Source organism: Senegalia sp. (in: firmicutes) (assembly GCF_052088025.1).
GTDB lineage: Bacteria > Bacillota > Clostridia > Tissierellales > SIT17 > Anaeromonas.
On the sequence record NZ_JBQCYD010000059.1, the window covers coordinates 1 to 12,092 of the forward strand.

Annotated in this window: 10 protein-coding genes; 9 read left to right on the forward strand and 1 reads right to left on the reverse strand. The window is 29.7% G+C overall.

All coding sequences use genetic code 11. The features are described from left to right. The first annotated feature begins 81 nt into the window (after positions 1-81). Positions 82-1,533 (forward strand): ABC transporter permease subunit, encoded by a 1,452-nt coding sequence (locus ACTHUW_RS11595; protein ID WP_442213351.1) that lies wholly within the window; start codon positions 82-84, stop codon positions 1,531-1,533. 116 nt (positions 1,534-1,649) lie between these two features. Continuing rightward, positions 1,650-3,203 carry a multicopper oxidase family protein gene (locus tag ACTHUW_RS11600; RefSeq protein ID WP_442197629.1) on the forward strand — a complete coding sequence of 518 codons (1,554 nt, stop codon included), beginning with the start codon at positions 1,650-1,652 and terminating at the stop codon, positions 3,201-3,203. Between the two features lie 37 nt (positions 3,204-3,240). Here ACTHUW_RS11600 and ACTHUW_RS11605 read toward each other — a convergent pair whose 3' ends face one another. Continuing rightward, positions 3,241-5,043, reverse strand: coding sequence for a heme NO-binding domain-containing protein (locus ACTHUW_RS11605; protein WP_442213353.1), 1,803 nt, complete (start codon positions 5,041-5,043; stop codon positions 3,241-3,243). 311 nt (positions 5,044-5,354) lie between these two features. Between ACTHUW_RS11605 and ACTHUW_RS11610 the strand changes: the two genes are divergently transcribed. The 7 genes from ACTHUW_RS11610 to ACTHUW_RS11640 all read left to right on the forward strand — a co-directional run bounded on the left by ACTHUW_RS11610 (position 5,355) and on the right by ACTHUW_RS11640 (position 11,965). Next, the gene (locus ACTHUW_RS11610; protein WP_442197631.1) at positions 5,355-5,621 is read left to right on the forward strand and encodes a Veg family protein; all 267 of its coding nucleotides are present in this window, start codon (positions 5,355-5,357) and stop codon (positions 5,619-5,621) included. 136 nt (positions 5,622-5,757) lie between these two features. Then, the gene (locus ACTHUW_RS11615) at positions 5,758-7,326 is read left to right on the forward strand and encodes a DUF3794 and LysM peptidoglycan-binding domain-containing protein (protein ID WP_442213355.1); all 1,569 of its coding nucleotides are present in this window, start codon (positions 5,758-5,760) and stop codon (positions 7,324-7,326) included. A gap of 105 nt (positions 7,327-7,431) precedes the next feature. Beyond that, a complete protein-coding gene (ispE, locus tag ACTHUW_RS11620) occupies positions 7,432-8,274 on the forward strand; it encodes a 4-(cytidine 5'-diphospho)-2-C-methyl-D-erythritol kinase (protein ID WP_442213360.1) in 843 nt (280 codons plus the stop codon). A gap of 22 nt (positions 8,275-8,296) precedes the next feature. Further along, complete coding sequence (locus ACTHUW_RS11625) at positions 8,297-8,974, forward strand: GntR family transcriptional regulator (protein WP_442213356.1); 678 nt, start codon at positions 8,297-8,299, stop codon at positions 8,972-8,974. A gap of 92 nt (positions 8,975-9,066) precedes the next feature. Next, positions 9,067-9,264 carry a CLC_0170 family protein gene (locus ACTHUW_RS11630; RefSeq protein WP_442211094.1) on the forward strand — a complete coding sequence of 66 codons (198 nt, stop codon included), beginning with the start codon at positions 9,067-9,069 and terminating at the stop codon, positions 9,262-9,264. A gap of 21 nt (positions 9,265-9,285) precedes the next feature. Continuing rightward, positions 9,286-10,881, forward strand: coding sequence for a spore germination protein (locus ACTHUW_RS11635; protein ID WP_442213357.1), 1,596 nt, complete (start codon positions 9,286-9,288; stop codon positions 10,879-10,881). Then, complete coding sequence (locus ACTHUW_RS11640; protein WP_442213358.1) at positions 10,865-11,965, forward strand: GerAB/ArcD/ProY family transporter; 1,101 nt, start codon at positions 10,865-10,867, stop codon at positions 11,963-11,965. The genes ACTHUW_RS11635 and ACTHUW_RS11640 overlap by 17 nt, the downstream gene beginning before the upstream one ends. Positions 11,966-12,092: the final 127 nt, after the last annotated feature.

The window sequence follows — 12,092 nt, forward strand, 5'->3', positions numbered from 1 at the left end:
ATGTAAATAAACGTAGTAAATATGCGAGTTGTAGAGTTCTGCAACGAGCTAATTACAGAAGTATTTAAGGAGGAAATATAAATGTTCTCAAAACCGATATTTAAACAAAGTATTCAAAGCAATTGGAAGCTCTGGGTAATTATCACCATCGTTGCTTCAGTCATTTTATCTGGTTTTATCATTAATTATGATGCCAAAGGATATGCATCTATTGCTTCAGCAGCGGAGGGGACCGCTTTTTCTAATCTTCTCTCATCAATGACCAGTCTTTTAGGAAGCTTAGAAAACTTCTATAAACTGATTGCTGTAATTCTTGGGATTGTTTATGTTGTGTTTACAGCAAACAATCTAGTAGTAAATGAGGTAGACTCTGGTTCTATGGCTTATACTTTATCAACCCCTATTAAACGTTCAAGTGTCATCTTTACCAAATCATTTTACCTAATCCTATCGGTTACTTTAATGTATGTTATCATTTCATTAGCTGGTTTAGGTGCTTCACAACTCAAGTATAACAACGTTACTGGCTATCCCATTACGGATGATGTAAAAGCAGTGTCAGAAACCTTAAATCAAAATGAGCGTTATATATCTGAGCGTTTATATTTAATTCAAGATGATGAACAAGCCATGCGCGAAGCTGCCACAGCTCGAGATATGGATACGGATGCCTATTCAATTTACCTAGTAAACATTATCAATGATAGATCCTATGAAAAGGCAGCAGAAATTATCACTGATGAACGTTGGGATATCTATGAAGACGATGATGATATGGAAGATGATGATATTAAAATCACAAGTGAAGAATTGATTGAAAACCCTGCCATGATTCTATCAAGCAATGACGCTTTGATAGCTGGTGCACGTGTGCAAGGAATTTCTGTTAATGAATATCGTCAATTTGTGACTGATGAAATAGCTGCGCTTGAAGATGAAGAAAATTCTAAGCCAGCGGTCATGTTTACAGAAGATAATGCTGAACTCTTATTACAGACTGTGATTGACTCTTCTGCAAAGGCCTTAAATATTAGTAGTAATCAAGTAAATGACAATTTGACTTTAATTAAAGATCCTACTGCTCTAAAGGCATCTATGGAAGCAACTGGCTTAAATAAAGAACAAATTATTACTATGGCAAACCATAGCATGGTATCATCAGCAAGATCTGTAGATGCAGCTTTGGAATTTGATACAGAAGCTTATTTCTGGTTGAGTCTTGGTTTACTCACCTTAATCCTAGTTATGAGCTCTATTTCATTCTTCACATCGACTCTATTTAACCGTACAGGATTAGCTTTGGCTATCGGTGGTGGCATACCATTTGCTTTCTTCCTGATTACCATGATTCAACAGCTGATGGATGATAGCACAGATGCACTTGAGTATTTGACGATAACCACTTTATTTGATACAGATTCCATACTGGCTGGAGGAGAGTTTGGTTTGGGCTTAGTAGCATTAGTAATTATCGCTTTAGTCCTATATCTAGCATCAAATATTATATTTACAAAGAAAGATTTACCACTTTAATATTTTAAGTATAAAAAACAGCTTCATAAAATCACATAAAACATTAAAAATGCATAATATATAGCATGGTTATAGCTATATATTATGCATTTTTATGTTGAAAGGGTGTGTATCTTATGAAGAATAAAATAAATCCCTCTGATCCATCTACTATTGAAAAATTTGTAGATTCTCTTCCAATCCCAGCCATTGCAAGAGTTGATAATACATGTGATTATCCAAAGCCAAGAAAGCCTTTATATTCTATTTTTATGAATGAGGTAAACCATAAGTTTCATAGGAATTTTCCATATACTAAGGTTTGGGGATATAATGGAACTTGTCCTGGTCCAACCATTGAAGTTTCTAAAAACTCCACTATAAATGTGGAATGGATAAATGATTTACCAGACAAACATCTTTTACCAGTAGATCATACTCTTCATGGAGCTATGGATACTCCTGATACAAGAACGGTAGTACATCTACATGGAGCAAATGTTGATAGTGAGAGTGATGGACATCCAGAAGCATGGTTTACAAAAAACTATTCATCTACTGGAGCAAAATTTAAGAGAGAGGTATATGAATATACTAACAATCAGCCTGGAGCTACTCTTTGGTATCATGACCATGCTATAGGTATTACAAGATTAAACGTATATTCAGGTCTTGCAGGATTTTACCTTATTAGAGATGAATTAGAAGAAAAATTAAAATTACCATGTGGAAAGTATGAAATACCACTTATGATACAAGATAAATCATTTAATGAGGATGGATCATTATTTTATCCTGATAATTCAACTCCACCTGTAGATAAACCTATTCCATCAGCTACAGCATTCTTTTTTGGAGATACTATAGCAGTAAATGGAAAACTTTGGCCTTATCTTAATGTAGAGCCAAGAAAATATAGATTTAGAATATTAAATGCATCAAATGTGAGAGCATATGATATATCTCTAGATAATGATGGAGTTTTTACTCAAATAGGTACAGATTTAGGATTACTTAAAAAGTCTATAGAGATTGATTCCTTTATTTTAGAGCCTGCTGAAAGGATGGATTTAGTAATAGATTTTTCTAAATACGAGGGTGAAGAAATAACTTTATTAAATTCAGGGGGGCCACCAGGTGAACATACTGGTATTATCATGAAATTTAATGTCAATCTCCCTTTAAGAGGAAAAGATGAAAGTGAAGTTCCTGAAGATTTATTTCCATATCACTCTGTAAATACGTCACTTGCTATAAGAGAGAGAACTATGAATTTAGATGAATCTACAGATGATTTTGGAAGGACTATACATTTATTAAATGATAGAATGTGGCATCATCCTGTTACTGAAGTGGCAGAATTAGATACTATAGAAATATGGCATTTGGTAAATCATTTTGATTTTGCACATCCTGTTCATGTTCATCTAGTTAATTTTGAAATTTTGGGTAGAAAAGAATTTACTGAGGATGATTTTGATGAGGATGGCAATTACAAATTTGATGCTGATAATTTGATAGCTCCTTTAAGTTATGAAAGAGGTTTAAAAGATACAGTGAGAGCTGAACCTGGTCAAGTAACAAGTATTGCAATGCATTTTAAAGGTCACACAGGAGATTATGTATGGCATTGTCATATTTTAGAACATGAAGATAATGATATGATGAGGCCCCTTAAAGTAATAGAATAAAAAATGCTATCAGATTAAATCTGATAGCATTTTTTAATTATATCTTATATCTACCTAAATCTTTTCTAAATTCATCAGAAACCTTTTTAAATTCCGCAATATTACTTATCATCTTGGATAATTCTTCTGAATATGTAGTTACATTGGCACTTACTTCCTCAGATGAAGCAGAATTTTCCTCAGCTATTGCAGCTAGAGATTCTATATTTCCTGAAACTTTTGATATTGACTCTGTTTCTTTTGATAAATCATTTATCATATCTATTAGAGATTTTGAAACGTCTTCTATGGTTACTACTGTATTGTAATTATTATCAGCGACACCAGCAAGCTTGTTGTTTTCACTATCTAATACATTATATCCACTATCTATTTCAGTAACTAAACTATCTATATCGTTTATAAATGATATTAAATTTTCATTTATATTATTTACAGCAGATTTAGATTCTTCTGCAAGGGACCTTATTTCGTTTGCAACTACATTAAAACCTCTCCCATACTCTCCAGCACGTGATGCTTCTATTGAGGCGTTTAGGGCAAGTAAATTAGTCTGATCTGAAATAGACTCTACTGTTTCAACTATTTTAGTAACATCTTTAGCCTTATTTTGAAGCATTGAACTGTTTTTCTTTACATTTTTAAATTTATTTAATATATCTTTTAAATTTAAAGCTGTATCTTTTAATTCTTCATAGCCCTTGTTTATGCTAGTAACTGCATTTTCAAGGGAAACCTTGCTTTCATTTTCTCTTTTAGTTATATCAGTTAGGGAACTTATATTGCTATTTAAAATATATGCTGCAGATTCTGTTTCATCAGCTTGGTTTATTGCACCTGAGGCAACTTGTTCTACCACTCCTGATATTTCCTTTGAAGTAATATTCATATTAGATGAAACTTCACTAAATTTATCTGTAAATACATTCAATTCATCACTCATGCCTTTAAATCCTACAAAGTCTGTTATTAAATTATCTTTATAGGTATTTAACATGTTATTTATATCTTCAAAAAAGTCATTTGTAGATATTTCCTTATTTTCAGCATAATTTCTTTCATTTAAACTGTTTAATGAATCTAGGATGCTTTTTTTAGGTAAAAACAATAGTTTAGATATTATAAATGGTACAAATAAACTAAGGGCTAAAGTAATTGCTGTTAAAACAATACCACTTGTGAAATTAGATAATATTATGTAAGGAACTCCTATAAGTAAAAGTGAAGATATAGCAATCTTTGCTTCTAATGATTTTACAAATCCAAATGAAAGTAATTTATTTACCTTGTATTTTTTGAAATGATGGATTGGTTCATTAAACTTAATATGTAATTTTAAAAACTCATCTGTATTTTCTATCCTATCTATTTCTATTTCCTCATCATAGAAATTACTAGCACCCTTTAATAATCCTTCAAAATATCCAAACAATCCTCTTTTTGATTTATAAGTCATACAAGCTGTATATTTATCAATTGGCACTATCCCTACCAATGGAGGATTTGCACCTTTTATCTTTCCTGTTATTACTACATGTACATCATAAAGGGATTTTAAAAATGAATATAAGTTTTTATGCTCAAAAAATGCTGGATAATCATTAAAGAATGAATTTATATTTTCCTCGCCCATCTTCCTCCAAGTTTCATATACACTTTCATTGTTTTTACTTGCTATGTATTTCATCATATCTTTTGGTTTGCTATCTTCTACATCCTCTGTAGGTCTATAAATTTTATTTGGATCCATATTAGAATTTGTCATAGCTTCTATAGTTAAATCTTCACCAAATATTTTCTTGCATGATTTTATCCAAGATGATACTATTGTTGCTTTCATAAATTGCCCCTTTCTCAAACTAATATTGTTAGTCACAGTAAATTTTTTCTATCATAATATATATTATAGCAGAGTATGTTATATATTAGAATGAATTTAAGTTATAAAATTTATTTAAATGGATATAATAATTATATAGAAACGTGTATTTTTAAGGGCTGGAAATATAGTTGAATATTCATATAAAAAAAACATTTGACATGCTTTTATTCAAGATGTATAATAATTGTTTAGATACTTGACTTTTTTTTAGTTGTATGATATTATTATAGTAATGTGATTTGTCTAAAATAAATGGAGAAGGTGATTCTTTGATTAAAAGAAATACTCTAGATCAAATTAAAGAAAATGTTGCAGTTCATATCGGAGAAAAAGTCAGATTAAAGGCAAACAAAGGAAGAAAAAAAACTACTATAAGAGAAGGAATACTTGAAAATGCTTACCCAAGTATCTTTGTAGTTAAAATTGAAGGTGGTTACAACTCTGCAAGAAGAGTATCTTATAGTTATTCAGATATACTTACAGAGACAGTAGAAGTAACTCTTTGCGATATTGATAATAAAATAAGAATTAGTTAAACCAAACCGCTTAAGGGCGGTTTTTTTACTGTCTAAAATAAAAAAAGATGCATTTTTTCTATTACTCCTGCATAGATATATTAATAGAATAATATCTATATAAATAGACAAGGGATAATTAAAAGGAGGGAGTAATTTGGCAATTGAATTAGTAAAAGATTTAATTAAGATAGACCAAACAATAGCAAAAGACAAAAAGGATATATATATCACAGAAAATGTTGATTTTTCTCAAGGTGAAGATAAATTATTCAAAGTTTTAAATGTGGAAGGGAAAGTAGTATTAGATTCTTCTACTATATATAAGGGTAAATTAAAATTGAAGGGATATTTAAATACAAAAACTTTATATATGACAGGAGAAGAGGGGAGAATAGCTTATAAGAACTACAATATTGATTTTAATGAGGATATAGTTATAGAGGGTATAGAAGATGATATGAAAGCTCAAGTTTCTTCTAATATAGAAAACTTAGATTATACTATTATAGATGAAGAAAAAGTAGAGATTAAAACTGTTATATCTTTAGATATAAAAATAATGAAAAATACTGTTATAAATGTATTAAAAGATATAAGTGGTGGAAGTGGTATACAAGTTTTAAAAGAAAATGTAAAATACAATGAAGTAATAGGAGAAAATTCATCTTCTACTATAGTAAAGGATGGATTTGAATTAACTGAGGAACTTGCAGATATATTAGAAGTTTTAAATGTAGATATTAAAGCATATGAAAAAGAAATTAAAATTGTAGATGGCAAGGTCATTGTAGCTGGTGAAGTTAAATCATCTGTAATGTATATAGAGGATTCAGAAGAAAACAAGATAAGCTCAATTACAAATTCTACACCATTTACTCATTTTGTTGATATTGATAATATAAACAAAGATATGGGATGTAATATCAAATTAAATTATTCAGATGCAAATTATGAAATACAAAGGGATATAAATGGTAGAAATAGAATAATAGATTTAGAATCACTTATAGAAATTGATGCAAAGGTATATCAAATAAAGGAAAAAGAAATAGCTATAGATACATATTCAACTAATAGTGAAATTGAATTATCAAGGGAAAATGTAAAGATAACAGAAAATATAGGCTCAGTTTCAAAGTTTGAAATGGTAAAGGATTCTATTGATGTTTCTTATGATGATGAAATAATAAAGGAAATATATAAGATAAATGTATTGCCTATAGTAACTGACACTAGAATAATAGAAAACAAGGCTATAATAGAGGGAATATTAAATGCTAATATGCTTTATTTAGGAGAAGAAAGTGGAGAGATAAAAAACACACAAAATGATTTTCCTTTTAAGACATATATAGATATGGATGATATAAGTGAAGATATGGATTTAGAAATTGATATGAATATTGAAGGACTTAATTATAAAAAGACAAGTTCTAGGGAAGTAGAGATAAGTTCTGATGTGAGAATAGATACACTTATAAATAGAATCAAAAATATAGATATTGTAACAAATGCTCTAGAAATAGAGGATTCATCTGAAGTGGGCAGGGGACATTCTATTGTTATATATATTGTAAAGGAAAATGATACTCTTTGGGATATAGCTAAAAGATATCACACTACAACAGAGGAGTTAATCAGAATAAATGATATAATAGCTCCAGAAAACTTGATGCCAGGAGAGAAAATCTTTATAATTAAAACTGTAGATGTAGCTATTTAAACTAGAGAATTTTTCTCTAGTTTATTTTTTTGTTTCATTGTATACAATATTCCTATATAATAAAGATATAAGTTCAAAAGAATAGGGGTGAATTTTTTTATGAAAATAGAATTAGATGCATTTGCAAAAATTAATTTATCTTTAGATGTACTTAGAAAAAGAGAAGATGGATATCATGAGTTAGAAATGATCATGCAGCAAATATCATTAAAAGATAAAGTAATATTAGAAGAAATAGACAGTGGTATAAAATTAACTTGTTCAAATGAAAAGGTACCTACAGATTCAAGAAATTTAGTATATAAAGCATATGATTTATTAAAAGAAAAATTTGATATAGATAAGGGAGTAAAGATTCATATAGAAAAGAATATTCCAATAGCAGCAGGTCTTGCAGGTGGTAGTTCTGATGCTGCTCAAACGCTCATAGGCCTTAATCAAATGTGGGATTTAAAACTTTCAAAGAAGGAACTCATGGAAATAGGACTAAATATAGGGGCTGATGTGCCTTATTGCATTCTGGGATCTACTGCCCTTGCTTGTGGCATAGGTGAAAAACTCACTCCTTTAGAGGGATTTAAGGGAAAGATTATACTTCTAGCAAAAGCAGACATAGATGTATCAACTGCCTATGTATATGGTAACTTAGATATAAAAGCAATAAAAAACCATCCAAATACTAAAGAATTAATCAATGCTATAAAGACAGATGATTTAGATTTTCTAGCTAAAAACATGAAAAATGTGCTTGAAAATGTAACTATAAAAAAGCACCCTATAATAGGTCATATAAAAAAAGAGATGATAGATTGTGGAGCTCTAGGCAGTCTTATGAGTGGTAGTGGACCTAGTGTATTTGGTATATTTGATAATTTTAAAAGGGCAGAAAAATGCATGGATATATTAAAGAAAAATATGGATCAAGTATATCTTATAAAAACTATATAAATTAGAAATGAGGACTAAAGATATGGAAGAAATGGAAAAACTAAATTTAAATGATTATAAACCTTTAAGGGATGTTGTATTTGAACATCTAAGAGAATCTATAATACTTGGAAAGATACCTGCTGGTGAGAGACTTATGGAAATACAACTTGCCCAGCAATTAGGAGTAAGCAGAACTCCTGTAAGGGAAGCTATAAGGAAATTAGAACTTGAAGGACTAGTTATAATGCTTCCAAGAAAGGGTGCTTATGTATCTGAAGTATCTCTAAAGGATATAAAAGAAGCCCTAGAAATAAGAGTAAGTCTTGAGGGCCTTGGGGCGTATTTGGCAGCTGAAAGAATTGAAGAAGATGAGCTTGAATTACTTATTAAAAAACATGAAGAATTAAAGGAATGTGCAGATAAAAAAGATATAGATGGAATACTTAAAAAGGATGAAGAATTACATGAGATAATTTTTGATGCTGCAAGGAATTCAAAACTAATAGATATGGTTGATTCACTTAGGGAACAAGTTCAAAGGTTTAGGATAAGTTACGTAAGTACTCATTCACAAGCTTTAGAATTATATAAGGAACATAAAAAGATAATAGATGCTATAGTAAAAAATGATAAGGAAAAGGCAAAACAATATGCAGAGGAGCATATTGAAATTTCTAAAAAACACATAGTATCACATTTCATTAAAAAAAGTAATTAAGACCTATATGGTCTTTTTTTATTGCTTATTTTGAATAACAATCTATTTAATAGTCAATAGTATAATATGACTTAAAATTATGGGAGAATATTATGATTGATAGATTTAAAGAATTAATAGATTTTTATTTTGTGATTTTAACCTTACTAGTAGCCTTTGTACTTTTTTTTATTGATTCTACTAATTTAGATAAAAAAGGATTGAAGAAGGAGAAGAAGATAGCAATAACATTGTCCATTATTATGCTTGTAATGGGTCCGGTTTTGTACATATTATCAGTAGTTTTATAAAATTATGAAAGGAGTTTTCCTTTGAAGAAGAAAAAACAAGAGATTGAAAACACTAAGCCAATTGAAATACCTGTATCTAAAGATCTACAAACAAACATAAAAAAGATAAAAGAAATATTGATAGATTGTGATGATGTAATAATTAGAGAATTTAGTGTGGGAAAGAGACAAAATTATAAATATGCTCTTGTTTACATAGATGGACTTATAGATAAACAACTAATAAATGAATATGTAATGGAAGCACTCATGCATGACGGACGTGATGAGGTGCCAAATCCTAGAACTGTAGGAAATAATTTATATAAATTATCCAAAGAAGGGGGAATACCTCTAAGTGAAGTAAAGGATTTAAATTGCTTAAAAACAGCAATTGATAGTGTACTTGCAGGTGAAACTATACTTTTATTTGATGGATTTAGTGAGATACTTTTAACTTCATCACGTGGTTGGCCTATGAGAAGTATAGCTGAACCTGTAACAGAAGCTGTAAATAGAGGACCAAGAGATGGTTTTACTGAAACAGGAAAGGTAAATACTTCTCTTGTAAGAAGAAGGATAAGAGATTCAAAATTAAAATTAAAATATCAACAGATAGGAAGACGCTCAAAAACAGATGTAGCACTCATGTATATAGATGACATTGTAGATAAAGGAGTGCTAAAACTTGTAAAGGAAAGACTTGATGGAATAGATGTAGATGCTATACTTGAAAGTTCCTATATTGAACAATTAATAGAAGATGATTGGATATCACCTTTTCCACAAATCCAAGATACAGAAAAACCAGATGCTGTAGCAGCTGCATTATATGAAGGTAGAGTTGCACTTATAATAGACAATACACCCTTTGCGCTTTTAATGCCTGCTACATTTAACTCACTACTTCAATCTTCAGAGGATTATTATTCCAGATGGTCTGGAGCTTTTGCTGTAAGACTTATAAGGACTATAGCGCTACCTTTAGCTTTATTGCTACCTTCCTTATATATAGCTATTACGTCATATCACCCAGGTATGCTTCCTACGCAACTTGCCTTATATATTGCTGCTACTAGAATGGATGTGCCTTTTCCATCTTTTATTGAAGCTTTTATAATGGAGGGGACACTTGAAATACTTAGAGAAGCTGGTACTCGTATATCTGGACCAGTTGGTACTACTATTGGTATTGTAGGGGGCCTTGTAATAGGTCAGGCAGCTGTTGAAGCAGGAATTGTAAGTCCCTTTATGATAATTATAGTAGCTCTAACCACTATATCATCATTTACCCTACCTAACTTTTCTTTAACTTCTGGAATTAGGATATGGAGATTTTTACTTATGATATTAGCATCTATATTAGGTCTTTATGGTATAGGAATAGGTTTGATGATACTCTTATCTCATTTAGTAAGCCTTAAAAGTTTTGGCATTCCTTATTTTGAGCCTTATTCAAATTTTATAAATAATTTTTCTGATCTAAAAGATTCTACAATAAGAATGCCATACAAATTCATGAAATTACGACCTAAATATTTAAAGGTTGGTGATAAGGTAAGGATGAATAATAGTGAAAATATAAATTCATTAATAGATGAAAGTGAAGGTGGGAATAAAAATGACGGGGGGCAATGATAAGATAACAAAAGGACAAAGTGCTACACTTATAATAGGATCTATCTTAGGTGTAGGAATACTCACATTACCTAGTGAATTAGCTAAAGAATCTGGTAATTCTGGAATGATTATGATAATTATTGGAACGATTTTAAGTATATTTATTATAAGTATATTTACTAAATTGATGCTTAAATTTGAATCTAAAACTGTTGTTGAAATAATGGATGAATTGCTTCCAAGACCTATAGCTATTATATTTGAAAGTATATTTGTATTATTTTATATATCTTCTGCTGCTGCTGTTGTTAGAATATTTGCTGATATAGTAAAGATGTTTTTGCTAAAAGAGACACCACTTGAAGTAATCATAATATCCATGCTACTTGCTAGTGTATATATTGTAAGAAAAGGTATTGAAGGAATAGCAAGACTAGTTCAAGTTATACTTCCTATAGTTATAATTCCTTTTGCCTTACTTTTGATATCTTTAATTCCTGAATTAGATTTCCAAAGTGTAAATAATATAATGAGGTTTAATACATCAGATATTTTAAAGGGATTAAATGTAAGCTTATTTTCTTTTATAGGTATGGATATAGTGCTTATTTCTATGGCTTATGTAGAAAAACCTAAAAAGATACTGAAATATAATATTTCGGTAATTAGCTTCTTAGGATTAATATATCTAATAATATTTATAGTAGTAACATGTCAATTTGGGATTGAACAAACTAGAGATTTATTATGGCCTACCTTATTTCTTATGAAAACTATAAATATACCAGGTTCATTCTTAGAAAACGTAGAAGGGGTAGTTATAGGGCTTTGGACATTTATAGTAATTCAATCCCTTTGTGTAATTTTGATGCAGACAAATATCATACTATCTAAATCATTTAAATTAAAAGAAATAGATTTTTTAGCTGTAGCAATAATTCCTATATTATATTTACTTGCACTTGTACCTCAAAATATAAATGAAGTTTATTATTATATAGGGCTTTTTTCAAATTACTTAGGCACTAGTGTAACAATTATTATACCTTTTATTTTATTTGGACTTGCGATATTTAAAAAAAAGGGGGCTAGCAAAATATGAGAAAAACTATATTACTCCTTTTAATTTTAATTATTACTATTTTAAGTACGGCTTGTTTTGATAAACATGAAATAGAAGATAGGGCATATATTTTATCTATGGGAATTGATGATGTAGAAGATGGTGA

Bases quoted from the DNA above. Each gene is read 5' to 3' on its own strand.
- ACTHUW_RS11595 (WP_442213351.1), top strand. From the start codon at position 82: ATGTTCTCAAAACCGATATTTAAACAAAGTATTCAAAGCAATTGGAAG.
- ACTHUW_RS11600 (WP_442197629.1), top strand. From the start codon at position 1,650: ATGAAGAATAAAATAAATCCCTCTGATCCATCTACTATTGAAAAATTT.
- ACTHUW_RS11605 (WP_442213353.1), bottom strand. From the start codon at position 5,043: ATGAAAGCAACAATAGTATCATCTTGGATAAAATCATGCAAGAAAATA.
- ACTHUW_RS11625 (WP_442213356.1), top strand. From the start codon at position 8,297: ATGGAAGAAATGGAAAAACTAAATTTAAATGATTATAAACCTTTAAGG.
- ACTHUW_RS11630 (WP_442211094.1), top strand. From the start codon at position 9,067: ATGATTGATAGATTTAAAGAATTAATAGATTTTTATTTTGTGATTTTA.
- ACTHUW_RS11640 (WP_442213358.1), top strand. From the start codon at position 10,865: ATGACGGGGGGCAATGATAAGATAACAAAAGGACAAAGTGCTACACTT.